The 20,322-nt window shown below is 73.5% G+C and carries 17 protein-coding genes; 12 read left to right on the plus strand and 5 right to left on the minus strand.

What is annotated here, in order from left to right; translation table 11 throughout:
• The first annotated feature begins 218 nt into the window (after nt 1-218).
• The gene (locus AB0I22_RS12100) at nt 219-1,088 is read left to right on the plus strand and encodes a phosphatidylinositol-specific phospholipase C/glycerophosphodiester phosphodiesterase family protein (RefSeq protein WP_363130620.1); all 870 of its coding nucleotides are present in this window, start codon (nt 219-221) and stop codon (nt 1,086-1,088) included.
• Here AB0I22_RS12100 and AB0I22_RS12105 read toward each other — a convergent pair.
• Entirely contained in the window at nt 1,036-1,533 is a 498-nt protein-coding gene (locus AB0I22_RS12105; protein WP_363130621.1) for a hypothetical protein, read from the minus strand. The genes AB0I22_RS12100 and AB0I22_RS12105 overlap by 53 nt on opposite strands.
• 223 nt (nt 1,534-1,756) lie before the next feature.
• Between AB0I22_RS12105 and AB0I22_RS12110 the strand changes: the two genes are divergently transcribed.
• On the plus strand, nt 1,757-2,305 hold the full coding sequence (locus AB0I22_RS12110) for a hypothetical protein (RefSeq protein WP_363130622.1): 549 nt from the start codon (nt 1,757-1,759) through the stop codon (nt 2,303-2,305).
• 216 nt (nt 2,306-2,521) lie between these two features.
• On the opposite strand, the gene AB0I22_RS12115 is transcribed toward AB0I22_RS12110, so the two are convergent.
• The 3 genes from AB0I22_RS12115 to AB0I22_RS12125 form a co-directional block, all read right to left on the minus strand.
• Nucleotides 2,522-3,391 carry a YceI family protein gene (locus AB0I22_RS12115; RefSeq protein WP_363130623.1) on the minus strand — a complete coding sequence of 290 codons (870 nt, stop codon included), beginning with the start codon at nt 3,389-3,391 and terminating at the stop codon, nt 2,522-2,524.
• A gap of 123 nt (nt 3,392-3,514) precedes the next feature.
• Nucleotides 3,515-4,849 (minus strand): SWF or SNF family helicase, encoded by a 1,335-nt coding sequence (locus tag AB0I22_RS12120; RefSeq protein WP_363130624.1) that lies wholly within the window; start codon nt 4,847-4,849, stop codon nt 3,515-3,517.
• Nucleotides 4,846-7,821, minus strand: coding sequence for a DEAD/DEAH box helicase (locus AB0I22_RS12125; protein WP_363130653.1), 2,976 nt, complete (start codon nt 7,819-7,821; stop codon nt 4,846-4,848). Before AB0I22_RS12125 ends, AB0I22_RS12120 begins: the two co-directional genes overlap by 4 nt.
• Nucleotides 7,822-8,205: 384 nt before the next feature.
• Between AB0I22_RS12125 and AB0I22_RS12130 the strand changes: the two genes are divergently transcribed.
• Both AB0I22_RS12130 and AB0I22_RS12135 read left to right on the plus strand, forming a co-directional pair.
• Nucleotides 8,206-9,237 carry an acyl-CoA desaturase gene (locus AB0I22_RS12130; protein ID WP_363130625.1) on the plus strand — a complete coding sequence of 344 codons (1,032 nt, stop codon included), beginning with the start codon at nt 8,206-8,208 and terminating at the stop codon, nt 9,235-9,237.
• A 70-nt stretch (nt 9,238-9,307) separates the two neighbouring features.
• Nucleotides 9,308-9,490: a hypothetical protein gene (locus AB0I22_RS12135; protein ID WP_363130626.1), complete on the plus strand. Its 183-nt coding sequence runs from the start codon at nt 9,308-9,310 to the stop codon at nt 9,488-9,490.
• Between the two features lie 570 nt (nt 9,491-10,060).
• Here AB0I22_RS12135 and AB0I22_RS12140 read toward each other — a convergent pair.
• Entirely contained in the window at nt 10,061-10,324 is a 264-nt protein-coding gene (locus tag AB0I22_RS12140; RefSeq protein ID WP_363130654.1) for a hypothetical protein, read from the minus strand.
• Nucleotides 10,325-10,847: 523 nt separating this feature from the next.
• Here AB0I22_RS12140 and AB0I22_RS12145 point away from each other — a divergent pair.
• The 8 genes from AB0I22_RS12145 (at nt 10,848) to AB0I22_RS12180 (ending at nt 20,211) form a co-directional block, all read left to right on the plus strand.
• On the plus strand, nt 10,848-11,879 hold the full coding sequence (locus tag AB0I22_RS12145) for a hypothetical protein (protein ID WP_363130627.1): 1,032 nt from the start codon (nt 10,848-10,850) through the stop codon (nt 11,877-11,879).
• 288 nt (nt 11,880-12,167) lie between these two features.
• Entirely contained in the window at nt 12,168-13,436 is a 1,269-nt protein-coding gene (locus tag AB0I22_RS12150) for an FAD-dependent monooxygenase (protein ID WP_363130628.1), read from the plus strand.
• Between the two features lie 212 nt (nt 13,437-13,648).
• The gene (locus AB0I22_RS12155; RefSeq protein ID WP_363130629.1) at nt 13,649-14,515 is read left to right on the plus strand and encodes an FAD binding domain-containing protein; all 867 of its coding nucleotides are present in this window, start codon (nt 13,649-13,651) and stop codon (nt 14,513-14,515) included.
• Complete coding sequence (locus tag AB0I22_RS12160; RefSeq protein ID WP_363130630.1) at nt 14,512-17,241, plus strand: xanthine dehydrogenase family protein molybdopterin-binding subunit; 2,730 nt, start codon at nt 14,512-14,514, stop codon at nt 17,239-17,241. Before AB0I22_RS12155 ends, AB0I22_RS12160 begins: the two co-directional genes overlap by 4 nt.
• Entirely contained in the window at nt 17,238-17,768 is a 531-nt protein-coding gene (locus tag AB0I22_RS12165; protein ID WP_363130631.1) for a (2Fe-2S)-binding protein, read from the plus strand. The genes AB0I22_RS12160 and AB0I22_RS12165 overlap by 4 nt, the downstream gene beginning before the upstream one ends.
• Before the next feature lie 59 nt (nt 17,769-17,827).
• Nucleotides 17,828-18,595, plus strand: coding sequence for an SRPBCC family protein (locus tag AB0I22_RS12170; RefSeq protein WP_363130632.1), 768 nt, complete (start codon nt 17,828-17,830; stop codon nt 18,593-18,595).
• A complete protein-coding gene (locus AB0I22_RS12175; protein ID WP_363130633.1) occupies nt 18,592-19,248 on the plus strand; it encodes an isochorismatase family protein in 657 nt (218 codons plus the stop codon). The genes AB0I22_RS12170 and AB0I22_RS12175 overlap by 4 nt, the downstream gene beginning before the upstream one ends.
• An 81-nt stretch (nt 19,249-19,329) precedes the next feature.
• Nucleotides 19,330-20,211, plus strand: coding sequence for an alpha/beta hydrolase (locus AB0I22_RS12180; RefSeq protein ID WP_363130634.1), 882 nt, complete (start codon nt 19,330-19,332; stop codon nt 20,209-20,211).
• Nucleotides 20,212-20,322: the final 111 nt, after the last annotated feature.

The following is a 20,322-nucleotide window of genomic DNA, read 5'->3' on the forward strand; positions in this document are numbered from 1 at the left end:
CCCCCCAGCCACCCAGATGTTCCCCGAACTCTCCCACGACACAGGGGAGTTCACCATGGCGCCGAAGGCCGACGAGAACGGCGGGCGACGGGGCGGCGTCATCGTGCGTAACTCTTCACGCGCCCCTGCCAGACGGCCCGCCCCGCCCCGATACTCACAGGGAGCGACTCAGGCCCGCGCGAGGCCGCCGACCAGGAAGCCCGGACCCAGGAGGCACCATGACAGCGCCCACCCGGACCCCGCACACCCGCCGCGCGGCCGTGGTGACCGCCGCGGCCGCCCTCGCGGGCTCCATCGCCACCCCCGCCCTGGCCGGCACGGCGGACCGCGGACGCGGCAGACCCCCGCTCCGCCGCGCCCACGCGCACAACGACTACGAGCACCCGCACCCCCTGGCCGACGCGCTCGGGCACGGCTTCGGCAGCGTCGAGGCGGACATCTGGCTCGTCGACGGCCGGCTCCTCGTCGCCCACGACGAGTCCGAACTCGATCCGGCCCGCACCCTCGAAGCCCTCTACCTCGACCCGCTGCTGCGCCGGGTACGGGCGCAGCACGGCCGGGTGTACCGCGGCTACCGGCTCTCCCTGCAACTGCTCATCGACATCAAGACCGCGGGCGGCCCCACGTACCGCGAGCTCTCCCGCCGCCTGCGCCGCTACCGCTCCATGCTGAGCGTCTGCGCCGGCGGCCACGTCCACCCCGGCGCCGTGACGGCCGTCGTCTCCGGCGACCGCGGCGCCCGCGCGCCCATGGAGGCCGAGACCGTCCGGCACGCCTTCTACGACGGACGCCTCACCGACCTCGGCGGCTCGGCGCCCGCCGCTCTCATACCGCTGATCAGCGACAACTGGTCGCTCAGCTTCACCTGGCAGGGCGTCGGCCCGATGCCGCCGGGCGAGCGCGCCGAGCTGCGCCGGATCGCCGCCGCCGCGCACGACGAGGGGCGGCGCGTACGGTGGTGGGCCACCCCCGACCAGCCCGGCCCGCCCCGCGAGGCCGTCTGGCGCGAGCTCCTCGACGCGGGCGTCGACTACCTCAACACGGATGATCTGGCGGGTCTTGAGGCGTTTCTGCGCGCAGCTCGCTGAGCACCTCGCGCACCTCCGCGTCCGCCACCGAGGGCAGCAGCATCGCGACCGCGAGCACCAGCCCGCCCAGCACGAAGGTGGTGTCGGGCGTGGTGCGCACCAGCTCGCGCACCGCCTCGACGTCCCCGCGCCAGACGGACTCCAGCAGCGCCGCCGCGTCCGGCGCGGCCTCCTCGTCGGTCTGCACCCAGCCCGGCTCGTCGGGGGAGCGGCGTGCGAGGTGGCGCAGCACGCGGTCGGCGACGTCCGGCTGGTACGCCTTGCGTACGGACTCGTTGGCGACCCAGGCGAGCGCGGAGACGAGATCCTTCGACTCATCGGTCCCCATGTCCTCGGGCAGGGCGGCGTCGAACGATTGCTGGTTGCCGTGGCGGAAGGCCAGGAGCAGGCGCGCGGCCCGCGCCTTCGCCTCGGCGACCCGTGTCTCGGATATCTCGGCGGTCACCAGTGTTCGCCATTCGTCAGCGGCGGGAATATGTCGATCTTGGCGGTCACCGGTAAATCGTACTGTTTTTGGATCTTTTTACCGGGCAACGCCGCGCTGTGACCGTGTCATGACGTCGCATCCGGGGCTGCGGCCGACCGGAATGTAGCGGTCCGTGACGAAACGTGTCCTGGATTCGTCACGGGCGCGCGTCCGCCTGGCGCGGGCCGCGACCCTGGTCCGTATGGCCACGCCACCTGGACAGCCGCCTGGACGCCGGCCCGCCCCGCCGTCCGGACCTCCGCCGCCGTCCCATCCGCCGCCCGGCCACGGCGGCGGGTACGGCCCGCCCGGCGCACCACCGGGCGGAGGCGGCGGCCACGGTGGAGGAGACGGCCCCGGCGGCTTCGGACCAGGCGAGCCGCCGTGGTCCCAGCCGCCGCCGGACCCGGGCAGCCGCCGCCGGATCGTGATCGCGGCCGTCCTGCTGATCGTGATCGCGGCCATCGCCGTCGCGGCGGTACTGGCCATCGACAGCGGGGGCGGCGGCGAGCCCGCCGAGGACGCGTCGCCGAGCGGTTCCACCCCGGCCACCTCGAAGCCGCCCCGCCTCCCGACGCGTGTGCCCACCCGGGTTCCGACGGGCCTGCCGACCGGCATCCCCACCGAGGTGCCCAGCGACATCTGGAGTTACCTGCCGACCGGCGTCCCCACCGAGGTGCCTACGGCGCTGCCCACCGGCGGGCTCGGCGAACTGTCGCAGCGGCGGCCCGCGCCGGGTCCCGGCGGCTGAGAGCCTGCGTCCCTGACCGGATCAGCGCGCGGCGTCCGGTGCGTGCGATCGCAAGGCGCCGGAAGGTCCTCGTGGCGGAGCTACTGGCGCGTTTCGGCAACGCCGCCGGGGGCGTCTCTCAGCGGCAGCCGGGGAGTGCGTGCCAGGCGTCGGGCGCCCGGCCAGGGCATGACACAGGCTCCGAGCGCACATCGCCGCCGTCGCGGGCGGCGGCCGCTACTCGTCGCGAATGGCCTGGATGTCGAGCTCGATGCGGATCGTCGCGCCGATCGCGGCGATGCCGCGCGCGAGCATCGTGCGCCAGTCCAGCGTGAAGTCCTCGCGGTGCAGCTCGGTGGCGGCCGAGCAGGCGGTGCGGGTCTCGCCCATGATGCCGGTGCCGATGCCCAGGTAGCGGGTGTCGAGGTTGATGCTGCGGCTGACGCCGTGCAGGCTCAGCACGCCCTGCACCGACCAGCGGGAGCCGCCCCGGTGCACGAAGCGCTCGCTGGCGAACTGCAGGTACGGGTAGTGGTTGACGTCGAGGAAGTCCTGCGAGCGCAGGTGCTCGTCGCGCGCCTCGACGCCCGTGTCGATGCTCGCCGCGTCGATCGTCACCTCCAGTTGCGACTCCTCCATGCGCTCGGCTATCCACAGTGCGCCCTCGAACCGGTTGAACCGGCCGTGGATCTCGGCCAGCCCGATGTGCCGCGCTATGAAGCGCACGGCCGTGTGATCCGGGTCGATCTTCCACCGGCCGGGGTCGGGCATGGGCGGGGAGGGGGCCAGCTCCATCCGCATCGGGCCGGTGGCGGTACGTACGCCCACCGTCGCCTCGCAGGTCTGCCGTACGGGCTGAAAGCCGTCGGACGTCACGGCGATGCTGTACTCGCCCGGCGCCACGGTCGCCGAGAAGCAGCCGTTCGGGTCGGTCTGGCCGTGCACCACCTCGCGCCCCTCCGTGTCCCGGACCGAGACCTCCGCCCGGTGCAGCGGCAGCTGCACCGGGTCGAGTACGACGCAGTCGAGGGCTCCCGCGCCGCGCGGTATCGGTGCGGCGGTTCGCGGGGCGGAGCGGTTGCTGCGGCGCAGCAGGGCGAATGCCATCCCGGTGGGCCTTTCTGAATCAGTCGGTCGTCGAATGCGAGAACACCACATTCTGTCACTGCTCAGGAAGAGCTCACCCATCGCCTATGAAACCGTTGGTATCGCCCCGCTTAACCCTTCGATTCACTTCTCCATGAGGGGTGCGGCGAGGATCATCGCCAGTGCCGCCGCCGGATCCGCGTCGCCCGGACCGGCCGGCTCCCACTGCCCGCGCTCCTTGCGGTACGGCCACCAGAGACCGTCCCGCGCCCACCGCAGCTGAGCGCCCGCCCCCACCGCCGTCCAGCGGTTCCCACCGGCCGCGCGCAGCCGCGGCGGGCGCTCCTCCCCCTCCCACGCGGCGGCCAGCCGGGCGCGGGCCCGCGCCAGCTCCGCCGCCTCCGGCGTCCACTCCTCGTCGAGCACGGCGAGCGCCGCCGCCCCGCCGTGCTCCCACGCCCGTACGGCCCGCGCCAGCCCGGCGCCATCGCGCCCGCAGCCCGCCGCGAGCCGGGCGGCTATCCGCGGCCCCGGCCCCGCCGCGGCGAGCCGCACCGCGTCCTGCCCGACCGTGAGCCGTGCGACGGCGGCCCCCTCGTGGCCGGGCGCGAGCGCCCGCGCCAGCAGCCGCTGGGCCTGTACGGCGGCGACCGACGCCAGGAACTCCAGCGCGCCCGCGTCGATCCCCGCCGCCGGGGCCGCCGTCCCGTCCAGCGCGGGCGGCCCGCCCGCCTCGGCCACGGCGGGCGGCGGTCCGGGCAGCGGCGGCACGACGGCCGCGAACGCTTCCCCGGCGTCGACCCCGGCCTCGGCCCCGCCCGCCGCCGGCCCGCCCGCCGGGCCGCCGCGCTCCGCGTGCGCCGCGCTGCGCCGCTGCAACTCGTCCAGCAGCTCGCGCTCGCCACGGCCGCGCATCAGCAGCAGCACGAACGGATCCTGGTCCAGCAGCCGCGCCACCTGGTAGCACAGCGCCGCCGAATGCGGACAGTGATCCCACGCCTCGCAGCCGCACTCCGGCTCCAAGTCGCCTATCTCCGGCAGCAGTTGAACCCCGCAGGCCGCGGCGTCCTCCGCCAGGTCCGGCGGCATGTCACGGTCCAGCAGCGCCGCGATGTGCCCCGCCCGGTCCGCCGCCATCTCCAGCAGCCGGTCCCACTCGCCGTCCGGCAGGACCTGGACCAGCACATCGGACCGGACCTGCGTGCCGTCCCGGTCCCGCACCACCGCCGTGATCCGCCCCGGCCGCACCGACACGGCGCCCACCGCGCCCTCCCGCGCCCGCTGCCGGCCCTTCTTCAGCTGCGAGCCGTCCAGCGCCGTGTCCTCCAGCGCCTTCAGCCACGCCAGACCCCACCAGCTCTGCGCGAAGCCGCGGCCCCGGGCGGGCGGCAATGCCGCGAACGTCCGCTCCCCGCCCCCGAGTTCGCCGCGCTCCGTACGCGGCCCGTCCGCACCGCTGATCTCCCGCGTCCCGCTCATCGGGCCACCCCCCTCAACTCGACGAGCTCGGCCAGATCGGCGTCGCTCAGCTCACTCAGCGCGGCCTCGCCCGAACCCAGCACCGCGTCGGCCAGCGCCTGCTTGCGCGCGAGCATGTCGGCGATCCGGTCCTCGATCGTGCCCTCGGCGATCAGCCGGTGCACCTGCACCGGCTGTGTCTGGCCGATGCGGTACGCGCGGTCGGTGGCCTGCGCCTCGACGGCCGGGTTCCACCAGCGGTCGAAGTGCACGACATGCCCGGCGCGCGTCAGGTTCAGCCCTGTGCCCGCCGCCTTCAGCGACAGCAGGAACACCGGCGCCTCGCCGTCCTGGAACCGGCGCACCATCTCCTCGCGCCGCGCCACGGACGTACCGCCGTGCAGGAACTGGGTGGACACCCCGCGCGCCGCCAGATGCTCCCGCAGCAGCCGCGCCATCTGCACGTACTGCGTGAACACCAGCACGCTCGCGCCCTCCGCGAGAATCGTGTCCAGCAGCTCGTCGAGCAGCTCCACCTTGCCCGAGCGGCCCTGGACCCGCGCCCCGTCGCCCTCTTTCAGATACTGGGCGGGGTGGTTGCAGACCTGCTTGAGGCCGGTCAGCAGTTTCACGATGAGCCCCCGGCGCCGCATCCCGTCCGCCGCGGCCACCTCCGCCATCATCTCGCGCACCACGGCCTCGTACAGCCCGGCCTGCTCCTTGGTGAGCCCGACCGCCCGGTCCGTCTCGGTCTTGGGCGGCAGTTCCGGGGCGATGCCCGGATCGGACTTGCGGCGGCGCAGCAGGAACGGCCCGACGAGCCGGGCTAGCCGCTCCGCGGCGGCCAGGTCCGCGCGGCTCTCGACGGCCTGCGCGTAGCGGGTACGGAACCGGGCGAGCGGGCCGAGCAGCCCCGGCGTCGTCCAGTCCAGGATCGCCCACAGCTCGGACAGGTTGTTCTCGACAGGGGTGCCGGTCAGGGCGACCCGCGCCTTGGCGCCGATCGTCCGCAACTGCCGCGCCGTCGCCGAGTACGGGTTCTTCACGTGCTGCGCCTCGTCGGCGACGACCATGCCCCAGCCGGTCCCGGCGAGGCTCCTGGCGGCCAGCCGCATGGTGCCGTACGTGGTGAGCACGAACTCGCCGTCCGCCAGCCCGGCCAGGCTGCGCGAGCCGCCGTGGAAGCGGCGCACCGGTGTGCCCGGCGCGAACCTCTCGATCTCGCGCTGCCAGTTGCCGAGCAGCGACGTGGGGCAGACGACGAGGGTCGGACCGGCCGACGCCGAAGCCTCCTGCCGGTGCAGATGGAGGGCGATCAGCGTGATCGTCTTGCCGAGCCCCATGTCGTCGGCCAGGCAGCCGCCGAGGCCCAGTTCCGTCATCCGGCCGAGCCAGCCGAGGCCGCGCAGCTGGTAGTCGCGCAGCGTCGCGGCGAGGGCGGCGGGCGGACGGACCAGTTCCGGCGCCGCCGAGCCGGGACCGGCGAGCCGGTCGCGCAGGGCGGCGAGCCAGCCGGTGGCCCGCACCTCCACGCTGTCGCCGTCGGCCTCGGCGCGCCCGGTGAGGGCCGCGCCGAGCGCCTCGACCGGCGCGAGCTTGCGATCCGGCCGCTCCCGGGCGCGACGCACCGCCTCCGGGTCGACGAGCACCCACTGATCACGCAGCCGGACGGCGGGACGGCTCGCCTCGGCCAGCGCGTCCAGCTCACGCCGCGTCAACTCCTGTCCTCCGACGGCGAATTGCCAGCTGAAGTTGAGCAGTGCATCGGCCGAGAGCACGGACGGCATGCCGGACTCGGCGCGCCCGGCTCCGCGCCCGGACCGCCGCCCGGGATCGCCGGACCGCTCGGGACCGTCGGTCTGGCCGAGACTGCCGGTCTGGCCGAGACTGTCGGACTGGCCGAGATCGTCGGGCGGGCCGAGATCGTCGGGCGGGCCGATGACGGCGTGCGTGGTGAGGCCCCGTACCAGCTCCTTGGGCCAGTGGACCTGGACACCGGCCGCACTCAGCGAACGGGAGGCGGTGCCGAGCAGTTCGGCCACCTCCTCGTCGGCCAGGTCGAGCGCGTCGGGGACCGCCGCGGACAGCAGCGGGCCCAGCGCGGGCCAGGCGCGGGCGGCACGGCGCAGCGCGAGGAGCGCGTCCATCCGGGCGCGCGGACCGAACGCCGCCGCGTCACCGGCGCCGGACCAGACCCCGACGGCGTCCGCGACGAGCGACGGGTCGGTGAGGCTGTGCAACTGGAGAACGGCCCGCAGATGCAGCCGGACCGGCGCACCCTCTTCACCTGTGGCCTCTCCGCCCGTGTCCCCTTCGCCGGTGTCCTCCTCGGGCACTTCGCGTGCCTCGACGCGCAGCGACAGGCGCACGCCCTCGTCGTGCCCGGCGGCGACGTCGGCGGCCCAGGCGCGCTGTTCGGGCAGTTGCCGCGGTTCGGCGGCGGCGAAGGCGGGGCCGCCCGCCGCGAGGGCCGCGGCGGGGGAGCGGGGCAGCCCGTCGGCGACGGCGTCGAGGAACGCGCGCACCAGCCGCTCGGGCTCGGGCAGCAGCGGAGGGTCCGTATCCGGGAGCGGCGCGGCGTGCGCGGCGGGCGGCATCGCGGCTGCCAGCTCACGAATCCGCTGGAGATCCTCCGGCGCGAGCGGCCCCACCCGCCACGCGTCATGGTCGGTCGCGGACAGGCCCGGCAGTAGCCGCCCCCGTGCGGCGAGTTGCAAGGCCAGTACCGCAGCCGCGCCCCAGAAGGCCGCGGCCTCGTCGGCCCCGGCCGTGCGGGCGCGGGTGAGGACGGGCAGCGCTTCGCGTACGGGCAGCAGGAGGGCCCGTACGGGCACGGTCGCGATGCCCGTGCCGTCGGGCACCACGACGGCCAGCTCCTCGACGGGGCCGGCGGCCGAGGGCGGCTCCTCGCCGGGCCGCCAGAAGGCGACGCATCCGGTGCGCGCCGGATCGCCGGGGAGGAAGACGGCCGAGCAGCGCGCGAGCAGCGCGATCTCGGAGGGCGTCGGGGCGGAGACATCGGAGGAGACGGAGAGGGGAGAGGAGGCGGAGAGGGGAGAGGAAGCAGAGAGAGAAGAGGGAGCGGAGAGAGGAGAGGGAGCGGAGGAGACAGGGCGAGCAGAGGCAGGTGTCACGGCGTCGACGCATTCCTCAAATTTGACCACTGGGGGTTGGGAGTCGCCGAGGGTACATGCCTCGCGGGCGCGCGCATAACGGCTGGCCGGTGGCCTCCGCTACCGGCCGGGTCATGGTGTACTCAACCCCCCTGTCCTTTGCGGGGGTTGTCCCCAGGGTGATCGGGGTGGTGACGCCATGGTCCGCTTGCGCCCCGAACCATACCTTTCGTGGGGCCAGTCATAACGATCCCCGGAGACCTCATGCCCCAGTCAAGCGCCGTCCTCGCCGAACCATCAGCGGGCAGCGACTTCGCCCCGCTCCTGCGCCAGGTGCGGGAACAGGGGCTCCTCGAACGGCGCAGGGGCTGGTACGCGGCGGGCATCACCGTCAATCTGCTCGCCCTCGCCGCGATCGGCGCCGGGATCGTCTTCCTGGACGGCTCCTGGTGGACGCTGCTGCTCGCGCCCCTCGCCGCGGTGTTCTGGGCCCGTACCGCCTTCGTCGGACACGACAGCGGACACTCCCAGATAGCCGCCACCCGCCGCGGCAATCGCCTCACCGGACTCATTCACGCCAATCTGCTGCTCGGCATGAGCGTCGGCTGGTGGAACGACAAGCACAACCGCCACCACGCCAACCCCAACCACATAGACAAGGACCCCGACGTCGGCGTCGGCGCGCTCGTATGGACCCAGCGGCAGGCGGCCGAGCGCGAGGGCTTCGCGCGCTGGCTCACCCGCAACCAGGCCCGGCTCTTCGTCCCGATGCTGCTGCTCGAAGGCATCGCGCTGAAGATCTCCAGCATCCAGGACCTCAAGCGGCAGCAGCCGCGCGAGCGGGCCGTCGAGGCCGCCCTGCTGGCCCTGCACTACATCGGCTACTGCACACTGCTCCTGTCCTGCATGACGCCGGGGATGGCCGCCGCCTTCGCCTTCGCGCACCACGCGTTCTTCGGGCTCCACCTCGGGATGGCCTTCGCCCCCAACCACAAGGGCATGGAGATGCCCGACCCGGACGGAGAGCGCTGGGGCCACCTGCGGCGCCAGGTCGTGACCTCGCGGAACGTGCGCGGCGCGGTGCTCACCGACTGGTTCCTGGGCGGCCTGAACTACCAGATCGAGCACCACCTCTTCCCGAACATGCCCCGCCCCCACCTGCGACTCGCCCAGCCCCTGGTGCGCCACCACTGCCGTGCGGTGGGGCTCCCGTACACGGAGACTGGACTCATCGACTCCTACGGGCAGGCGCTGCGCCACATGCACGAGGTGGGAGCGCCGCTGCGGACCGGGTGAGGAACCGGGCGGGCCCGGCGGACGTTGCAAGGAGACGAAGCGGCAGTCGCCGCAGGAGGAGGCGGAAAAGATGACCAACAGGGCGAAGGTCGCCGTCGGCGGTGTGGCGGTGGGAGTGATCCTGCTGTGGCTGCTGCCGTTCTGGGCGGCGGTGCTGGTGATGGTCGGGGTGCCGGTCGGCGCGTATCTGCTCCTCGACCCGTCGCAGCGGCGCCGGCTCAAGCGCGTCTCGCGCAAGGAGCTGAACCGCTGACGGCCGCGCGGCCCGCGCCCTGAGCTCCGGTCCCGGCCCTTACGGCGTCGTAGGCGTCTTGGGACGGTGGCCGGAGCGCGGGCTCTGGGGCCGGGCGGCAGGCGGTGGTGGCGGCGGAACGAGGCGTTCCGCCGCGCTGCCGGACGGATATACACAGTGCAGCGGCGCGGCCCCGGCCCGTGTCCAGCAGCCGCAGCAGCTCGTACGCCAGACCCGTACGAGATCACGAGAATGGTGATCCAGTCGGCGGCCGTGGTCGCGAGCCGGTCGGCGAGCATCGTGCGAAGGGGTGCCGGGGAGCGGAGACGCTCCAGGACCCGGACCGTCTGCTCCGGCCCCGGAACCTCCTTCGGCAACTCTCCCGCGATGTAATGAGTTTGACGCTGCGTCAGTGACCGCATTCGGCACGGATGACAGCGGTCATGGCCGTGGTCCGCGCGGCGGGATCGGCCCGCGCGCCGCGCCGATACGGCAGGCGGCGACGAGGGGAGGGGGACCGGCCGTGGTGTTCCGGCCGCCCCACCCCCGCGGGCGCTGCCGCCGCCTTGCCGTTTCCGCCGTACGTCCGCGTCAGGCGGCCGGCAGGCCCAGCAGCGAACGGGCCACCGTGTGCGGCGACTCGTCGCGCTCGCGCGCCAACGCGATGACCGCACGGCAGGCGAGCTCGTTGACCCCGAAGGCGAGCGCCTCCGGCGCCACCCAGCGCGCCGCCTCAGAGCTCCGCTGCTCGTCGTTCTCGGCGCACGCGGCCACATAGGTCGCCGCCGCTTCGAAGAGGTTGCGCTGCCTGCCGACCGGACGCACCGTCCCGGGCAGCGTCCACGCCGCCTCGATTCGCTTGCGGAGTCTGTAGAACACGCGGATCACCCGCCCCACGCCGAGGTCCGTCCCGCGGACCGTTCCAGTGTGCCCGGGGGCGTGGACGTCAACCCTTCGGGAACGGAGGGCGGCGGGCGCGTGGGCCGGACCGTACGGCCGCCGTCGCGCACGCCGGCTGTTACGTACGTCCTCCGACCCCCCAACAGCCGGACGCGCCCGGAAAATTCGCCGCGCCTCCGCCGCCCCCCGTGGCGGCCCCCCCTGCCCCACCTCCTGAGCAGGCAAGACGGCGTTCGCGTGGCCGTCGTGACGGAGTCCGGCGGGGGAGGCGAAGGGGGCGCGAGCGGCGCCGAAGACCGCCGGGGGCCTTGCCCCGACGGGTTAGTACGTGTTCGGATTATCTCTGTCGGGACGCCAACCCCACCCGCGTTTCCGCTGCTCATGGCGGGTATGCGGCGGGCTGTTCGGGCTGCCCTCAGGCACCTTCGCGCCGTTGCCCGAAGCCCCGTACTCCGAGACGACTCCTGGAGGACAAATCGTGTTCGACTTCTCATCCGTCGACCTGCTGGACGCCTTCACCCGCGAACTGACGATGTGCCGGGTACGCCCCGGCGAACACGTGGTCGTCCTCTCCGAACCAGCGAGCCGGGGCGACTACGTCGCCGCGGCCTTCGGCGCCGCCAAGGCCTGCGGCGCCCACGTCATCTCCGCGACCGTCCCCGGCGGCAGCCCGGCCCCCATCCCCAGCACCCACACCGGCGCCGGCCCCGGCCTCACGTCCGTACTCAACGACACCACCGCCCAGGACCTGCTGAAATCCGCCGACCTCGTGGTCGACCTGACCCAGGAAGGCTTCATCCACGCGCCCGTACAGCAGCAGATCCTGAAGGCGGGCACCCGCATCGTCTTCGTCTGCGACGCCCCCGACGTGCTGATGCGCAACCTTCCACAGGACGGCGACAAGGACCGCTGCCTTCAGGCCGCCGACCTGCTGAAGCGGTCCGTCGAAATGCGGGTCACCTCCCGCGCGGGCACCGATCTGAGCGTCCGGCTGGAGGGCTCCCACCCGGAGTTCCAGTGCGGCTACGCCGACGACCCCGGCCGCTGGGACCACTGGCCCAGCACGATGGTGCTGTGCTGGCCGGAGATCTCCAACGGGCGGATCGTGCTGGCGGAGGGCGACATCCTGCTCCCGTTCAAGGAGTACGTACGCGAACCCGTCACCCTCGAAGTCCGCGACGGCCACATCGACGGCGTCACGGGCGGCGCGGAGGCGAAGTTGCTCACGACCTTCTTCGAGGACGCCGACGACCAGTGGGCGCGCAGCCTCTCCCACATGGGCTGGGGCCTGATGCGCAGCGCCGACTGGTTCGCCACCGCGCTGTACGGCAAGGGCGATCTGATGGGCATGGACGCCCGCGCCTTCGCGGGCAACTTCCTGTGGTCCACCGGGCCGCACCCCGTCCTCGGCCGGGAGTCCTACGCGCACCTGGACATCGCGATGCGCGGCTGCACCGTCTCCGTCGACGGCACCGAGACCGTGACCGACGGCGTACTCGCCGACCGCTGACCTGGGCGAACGCTGCCCCCGTGGGCTTGGCGGCGGCCCTGCCGTCGTCCCGCGGCCCGCGAACATCGACCGCCCGCGGCCCCCTACCGGCCTGCGCGGCCCACCCGCATCAACCGTCCCACCGGCCCGTGCGGTCCACCTGCCTCAACCGCCCCCACTGGCCTGCGCGGCCCGCGCACCTCAACCTCTCCCACCAGCCCGCGCGACCCACTCGCCTCAAACCGCCCCCTCGGCTCGCCCGGCCCCACCGCCGCGCACCGCGAGCCCCGCCCTCGCCCTGGAGGAGCCTTGGCGCCCAGCCAGTCGTACGAAGTCACCGTCGTCGGCGGCGGACTCGGCGGCCTCACCGCCGCCCTCGCCCTGCGCCACCGCGGAATCCGCGTCACCGTGCTCGAACAGGCCGACCGGCTCGGCGAGGTCGGCGCGGGCATCCAGACCGCCCCCAACGCCAGCCGGGTCCTGCTCTCCCTCGGCCTGCGCGCACAGCTCGAAGCCATCCACACCGAACCCCAGGACCAGGTCCGCCGGCGCTGGAAGGACGGCAGAATCGTCGCCCTCACCTCGCTCGGCGACTACTGCAAAGACACCTACAACGCCCCTTACTGGCACTACCACCGCGCCGACCTGCACCGCGTCATCATGGACGCCTGCACCGACCCCGACGGCCCCGGGCCCGCCGTCCGGCTGCTCACCGACAGCAAGGTCGTCGGCCTCGACCGCGCCGACCCCGGCCGTCCCACCGCCGTCACCGAGGACGGCGCCCGCTACAGCGCGGACGCCGTCATCGGCGCCGACGGCATCCGCTCCCGCGTCCGCGACCTGATGGGCGCCGAGGACACCCTCGTCTTCTCCGGCGAAATGGCCTACCGCGCCCTGATCCCCGGCGAACTGATCGCGGCCGACCCCGCCACCCGCTGGCTGGTCGACCGCTACCAGAGCACCATCTGGTACGGGCCCGACCGGCACCTCGTCCACTACATGATCCGCGGCGGCCAGTATCTGAACATCGTCGCCTGCGTGCCCTGCACCGACGACGTCGCCGAGCGCTGGAGCGCGCCCGCCGGCCCCGGCGAACTGGCCGGGGCGTTCCCCGGCTGGGACGACCGGGTGCCCGCGATGCTCTCCAAGGCCAAGGACGACGTCTCCTGCTTCGCCCTCTACCACCGCCGCCGCGACCCCGTCTGGATGGACGGCAACGTCGCCCTGCTCGGCGACGCCTGCCACGCCATGCTGCCCTATCAGGCCCAAGGCGCGTCCCAGGCCATGGAGGACGCCGCCGTACTCGCCGAGGAACTCGGCGCCGTCACCGCGAGCGGCATCGAAGGGGCCCTGCGCCGCTATGTGAACCGGCGCGCCACCCATGCCGGGATGGTGCAGGAGGCCTCGCTGCGCAACAAGACCTTCTACCACTTCCCGGACGGCCCGCTGCAACAGGAGCGGGACGCGCAACTCCGCAGCTTCGACGGGGAGTCGGACGTGTCCTACGACTGGCTGTGGAGCGGTTCCCCGATCGCCACCCCCGATCTGGGCGCGTTCTCCTACCCATTCGCGCGCTGACGCCAAGCCGCGCCAACCTCCCGGAAAGCCATCCCTAGAAGGTTGCTTGACGAGTCGTCAGGCGGCAGAACCCGGGCCTTCCTGAGACTCGGCCCCCCACAGACAGGGGCGTCGTACGGGCCACACTCCCCCCTGAGTCCGTACGACGCCCCGCTCACCGCACCACCCCCCGGCCCGGCTCCAACCGCCCCACCAGCACGAAGAGGAGGACCATGAAGCCCGCCGCGTTCACCTATCACCGCGCGCGCGACGTCGACGGCGCCACCCGCCTGCTCGCCGAGCTCGGTGACGAGGCGAAGCTCATCGCCGGCGGCCAGAGCCTGGTCGCGATGATGAACTTCCGGCTGGCCAGGCCGCGGCACCTCGTGGACATCGGCTCCATCGACGGCCTCGACCACCTGCGCACCGACGCCGACGGCGCGCTGCGCATCGGCGCCCTGGCCACCCACCACGCCGTGCACACCGCGCCCCCGGACCGCCTCGGCCCCGGCCACGCCGTCATCCGCGACACCATGCGCTGGATCGGCCACCTGCCCATCCGTACGCGCGGCACCGTCGGCGGCAGCCTCGCCCACGCCGACGCCACCGCCGAATGGTGCCTGCTCGCCGTCCTCCTCGACGCCGAACTCACCGCTCGGGGGCCGGAGGGCGAACGCCGCATCGCCGCTCAGGACTTCTTCCACGGCTACTACACCACCGCCCTCGAACCCCACGAGATGCTCACCGAGATCACCTTTCCCCGACCGGCGCCCCACGCCGCCCTCACCGAATTCGCCGAACGCCAGGGCGACTTCGCCACCGTCTCCGCCGCCGTGGCGCTGGACCTCGCGGACGACGGCACCCTGCGCGGCGGCCGCGTCGCACTGGGCGGCGTGGACGCGCTGCCCGTACGCGTACCCGAGGCGGAGGAGGCCCTGGGCGACGGCCGACCGCCCGGCCCCGAAGCGTTCGCCCGCTGCGCGGAAGCGGCAGCCGCCGCCATCGACCCGCCCGCCGACGCGAACGGCAGCGCCCACTACCGCAAGGCCCTGACCCGCACCCTTGTCACCCGCGCCTGCGAGGAGGCGATGGCCCGATGAGCGGCGACACCCGCACCGCGAACCCGGACGGCGCCACGACCGGCGAGCCCGGTACCGCCGGCCCGGACGGTGCCATGAGCAGTGACCCCCGCACGCCCGAGGCCGACGGCGCCACGACCGGCGAACCCGGTACCGCCGGCCCGGACGGCATCACGAGCGGCGACACCCGCACCGCGAACCCGGACGGCGCCATGAGCAGCGACCCCCGCACGCCCGAAGCCGACAGCGTCACGAGCGGCGAAGCCCGCACCCCCGCCCCGGACAGCGCCTGGATCGGCGCGTCCGTAGGTCGCCGCGAGGACCCCCGGCTGCTCACCGGCCGCGGCCGGTTCACCGACGACATCCACCTGCCCGGCATGCTGCACGCCCAGTTCGTCCGCAGCACCATGGCCCACGCCACGGTCGTCTCCATCGACCTCGACGAGGTGCGCCAAGTGCCAGGCGTCGTCGCCGCGTTCACCGCCGCCGATCTCGACCTCGGCGACATCACCGCCCGCCTGGACCGCCCCCGCTCCGAGTACGTCCCCACCGACATGCCCGTACTCGCCCGCGACCGGGTCCGCTACGCGGGCGAGCCGCTGGCCATCGTCGTGGCCCGCGACCCGTATGCCGCCGAGGACGGCCTGGAGGCCGCCAAGGTCGCGTACGAGGCCCGCCCGCCCATCACCCGCGAGGCCGATGCCCTCGCACCCGGCGCGCCCCTCGTGCACGACGAGGCGCCGGCCAACACCCTGGTCGACGTGTCGATGTTCGCGACCGAGGGCATCGACGCCGTCTTCGACGACGCCCCCTGCGTCGTCGCCGTCGAAGCCCGTACCGGCCGCCAGAACGCCCTGCCCCTGGAGACCCGCGGGGCCGTGGCGAGCTGGGACGACCGCGAGGAACAGCTGCTCCTCCAGACGTCCAGTCAGACCCCGCACCAGGTACGGACCGTGGCGGCCCGCTGCCTGCGCCTGGACGAACGGTCCGTACGCGTCGTCGTCCCCGACATGGGCGGCGGCTTCGGCCAGAAGTGCGCCGTCGGCCGCGAGGAGATCGCCACCGCCGCGGCGGCCCTGCGCCTGAACCGCCCCGTAAAGTGGACCGAGGACCGCAAGGACGCGCTGACCGCCTCCTTCCTCGCCCGCGAACAGCACTACGACGCCCGCGCCGCCTTCGACGCCGACGGCCGCATCCTCGCCCTCGACGCCGCCATCGTCTGCGACATGGGCGCCTACTCCTGCTACCCCTTCACCGCCGGCATCGAGCCCCTGATGGCCTCCGCCGAGATGCCCGGCGTCTACAAGGTGCCCGCCTACCGGGTCCGGGCCCGCGCCATCACCACGAACAAGGCCCCCTCCGCCCCTTACCGGGGCGTGAGCCGCCCCCAGTACGTGATGGTGATGGAGCGGCTCTTCGAACGGGCCGCCCGCGAGCTGGGCGTCGACGCCGTCGAGCTGCGCCGCCGCAACCTCATCACCGAGTTCCCCTATACCGGCGTCAACAACATCACCTACGACCCCGGCTCGTACCGCGAGGCGCTGGACCTGTGCGAGCGGACCCTGCGCGACGAAGGCTGGTACGAGCGGCGCGAGGCCGCCGCCGCGCAGGGCCGCCACATGGGCATCGGCTACTCCTGCTTCAGCGAACGCACCGGCTACGGGTCCACCGCGTTCGCCCAGCGGAAGATGGAGGTCGTCCCCGGCTACGACATCGCCGAGGCCCGGATGGACACCAGCGGAGCCCTCGTCGTCACCACCGGCACCATGAGCCACGGCCAGAGCCACGAGACCACCATGGCCCAGATCGCCGCCGACCAGCTCGGCCTCGACCTCGCCAAGGTCCGTATCCACCAGGGCGACACCGACCGCGTCAGCTACGGCTGGGGCACCTTCGCCAGCCGCTCCATCGCCGTCGGCGGCAGCGCCGTCCGCCTGGCCGCCGCCAAGCTGGGGACCAAACTCCGCCGCATCGCCGCCTCCCAGTGGGGCATCCCCCTGGAGGACACGGAACTGGGCTGGGGGAGCGTACGGCGGCGCGGCGACCACGACGAGCAGGATGAGCACGGTGAGCACCTCACCTACGAGCAACTCGCTGACATCGCCTACCTCAAGGCGCACCTGCTCCCCAAGGACGTGGAACCCGGCCTGAGCGCCACCGCCACCTTCGACGTCTTCAACGACGGCACCTTCTCCAACGCCGCCCACGGCGTCGTCGTCGAACTCCACGAAGGCACCGGCCAGGTGGAGATCCTGCGCTACGCCTGCGTCGAGGACTGCGGCGTCGCCATCAACCCGAAGGTCGTCGAAGGCCAGGCGCGCGGCGGCATCGCCCAGGGCATCGCCGGCGCCCTCTTCGAGCAGATCACCTACGACGACCAGGGCGAACCCTCCGCCACCAGCTTCATGGACTACAAGGTCCCCACCGCGCACGAGATCCCGTACATCTCCGTCGCGCACCTGGAGACCCCCTGCGCCTTCACCGAGACCGGGGCCAAGGGCGCCGGCGAGGGCGGCACCATCGGAGCGCCCGCGGCCGTGCTCAACGCCGTCAACGACGCCCTGCTGCCGACCGGCGTCGAGCTCGACAGCACCCCCGTCACCCCGGAGACGGTCGCCCGCGCCCTGGAACAGAGCCCGAGGGAGCAGCCCCCGCGGAAGCACGTACGACCGGAGCGCACACGACCGGAGCAGAACCGACCAGAGCAGAGCCGACCGGAGCAGACTCGACTGGAGCGCACCCGATGAGCGACACCACCCACCACCCGCACCACCAGCAGCTCATCAGCCTGCACGTCAACGGCGAGCAGTACGAGATCCTGACCGAGCCCCGCCGCACCCTCGCCGACGCGCTCCGCCACGACCTGCGGATCACCGGCACCCACGTCGGCTGTGAGCACGGCATCTGCGGCGCCTGCACGGTGCTGCTCGACGACGCGCCCGTACGGTCCTGCCTGATGTTCGCCGCCCAGGCCGAGGGCGCGCGCATCCGCACCGTGGAGTCGCTGTCCGACGGCCGTCAACTCAGCGACCTGCAACAGGCGTTCAGCGCGCACCACGGCCTTCAGTGCGGCTTCTGCACACCGGGATTCCTGATGCTCGCCGAGGGGTTCCTGGCGGAGCGGCCCGACGCGACCAAGGAGGAGATCCGCGAGGTCGTCGCCTCCAATCTGTGCCGCTGCACCGGCTACCAGACCATCGTCGAGGCCATCGACGACTGCGCCGCCCGCCGCCGGGCCGCCGCCCTCGCCCCCGCGCAGACGCAGAACGACTGACTGTCCGCCCGGACTGTCGCGCAACCGCGCCGCCGCCGGGCGGCGGACAAGGAGATTCCATGCAGCTGAACCACACGGTGCCGGTGAAGGCGGCCCCGGACGAGGTGTTCGCCCTCGTCAACGACGTCGAACGGGTCGCCTCCTGCATGCCGGGCGCCGCCCTGGACGGCCGCGACGGCGACGCCTGGCGGGGGAAGGTGCGGGTGAAGGTCGGCCCGATCACCGCCGCGTACGCGGGCACCGTCCGCTTCCTGGAGAGCGACGCCGAAGCCCGCCGGCTGCGCGTCCAGGCCCGCGGCGCCGACACCCACGGCAGCGGCGACGCCGAGGCGCTCGTCGCCCTCGCCGTCACCGAGGCCCCCGAGGGCGCGCGGCTGGAGCTGACCACGGACCTGGTCATCCGCGGGAAGATCGCCCAGTTCGGGAAGGGCGCGGTGGCCACGGTCTCGGGCAAGATCCTCGAACAGTTCGCCCAGAACCTCGGCACCCTGCTCGACCAGGACCGCGCGGCGGGACCGGCAGCGGCGGCCGCTCCCCAGACAGCTCCCAGCTCGCAGCCAGGTTCCGTACCGCAGCCCGGCACCGCCCCACAGACCGGCTCCGTACCGCAGGTCGCGCCCGCCGCCGCCGGTGCCGCGCTGCCGCAGCAGCCCGCCTTCGCCGGGCAGAGCGAGCTGAACGGGATCTCCATGGTCGTCGGCCCCGCGCTGGCCAAGTACGGGCCGCCCGCCGCGGCCTTCGCCTTCGGCCTCTTCGAAGGCTGGCTCCTCGGCCGCGTCCTGACCCGCGAGAAGCACTGCTGCCGCGCCGCCGGGAACGCCCGGTGAGCGGCGGCCGGTACGGACCGGAGACCGACCGCACGTACGAGCGCGCCGGTTTCGGCGCCGCCGTACGGCGCGGCAGCCGCCCCGCCCTCGTCATCGTGGACCTCACCCGCGGTTTCACCGAGGACCGCTTCGCGTGCGGAGCCGACCTCACCGAGGTGGTGGAGGCGACCGCCACGCTCGTACGGGCCGCCCGCGCGGCCGGGGCGCCGGTCCTCTACACCGCCATCGCCTACACACCGGCCGAAGCCGAGGGCCACTCCGTCACCTGGCTGGACAAGGCCCCCGGCCTGCGCGTACTGACCGAGGGCAGCGAGGCGGTGGCCGTCGACCCGCGGCTGCCCCGCGAGCCGGAGGACGTCCTGGTGGTGAAGAAGGGCGCCTCCGCTTTCTTCGGCACCTCGCTGGCCGCGGCCCTCGTGGCGTTCGGCTGCGACACGGTCCTGCTGTGCGGGGCCACCACCAGCGGCTGCCTGCGGGCGACCGCCGTCGACGCCGTGCAGAGCGGCTTCCCCGTGCTGGTGCCGCGCGAGTGCGCGGGCGACCGGGCCCAGGGCCCGCACGAGGCGGCGCTGTTCGACATCGAGGCCAAGTACGGGGACGTGATCGACCTGTCCGACGCGCTCGGCTACCTCCGCCGCCTGCCGGACACCTGACGCTCCATCCGCGGTCGCTCCGCAAAAGACATGACGCCCCATTAGCCAACGACCTGACCCGCCATCACCAGGAGGAACCCCGTGTCGCCACGGTCCCTCGGCCAGCCCGCACTCGCCGATCTCGCCGACGTCCCGGCCGCCGACCGCTGGGTCCGCTCCGGCTCACTGCGCCTGCACGTACTCGACTACGGCGGCGACGGCGTGCCGCTGCTCGTTCTGCCCGGCATCACCAGCCCCGCGATCACCATGGACTTCGTCGCCCGCGAACTGACCGATCTGGTGCGGCCCGTGGTCCTCGATGTGCGCGGCCGCGGCCTCTCCGACGGCGGCGACGGCGACGCCTACGACCTCCAGGCGTACGCACGGGACGCCGAAGCCGTCATCTCGGGGCTGGGTCTGGAGTGCCCGCTGCTCCTCGGCCACTCGATGGGGGCCCGCATCGCAGCGGTGACCGCCGTACGCGCCGCGGAGGCGGTCGGCGGCGTCATCGCCGTCGATCCGCCGTTGAGCGGCGTCGGCCGCGACCCGTACCCCACCTCGCTGTCCGCGTTCCTGGGGCAGCTGGAGCAAGCCGTACGGGGAACGGACGCCGACGAGGTGGCCCGTTCATGGCCCCGATGGCCGCGCAGGGAACAGGAGTTGAGGGCGCGTTGGCTCGCGAGCTGCGGCGAGCAGGCGATCGCTGCAACCCACCGAGGATTCGAGTCGGAGGACTTCTTCGACTGGTGGCCCGGCGTGCCGGCCCCGGTGGCTCTGCTCTACGGAGTGCAGAGCCCCGTGGTCACGGCCGAAGGGGTAAGGGAACTGACGGCCAGTCATGCCGAGGCGCGCTTGATGCCGGTCCCGGAGGCGGGCCACATGGTGTTCTGGGACACCCCGTCCACCGCGCTGAAGCTGCTGCGCGAGGCGATCGCCTACGTAGCCGACCGGGCCGAGAGCGCGCCAGGGCGCTCTCATGGCTGACGCCCCTCCGGCGCGCGCGGACACGCCGCCCACAGCTCTGTCGGCTGCGCCGGGGTATCAGGTGCGGCGGTTGTATCAGGCGTATGTGGCGGCGTGGGTGCGGTTGGTGGA

Source organism: Streptomyces sp. NPDC050610 (genome assembly GCF_040654875.1).
Lineage (GTDB): Bacteria > Actinomycetota > Actinomycetes > Streptomycetales > Streptomycetaceae > Streptomyces.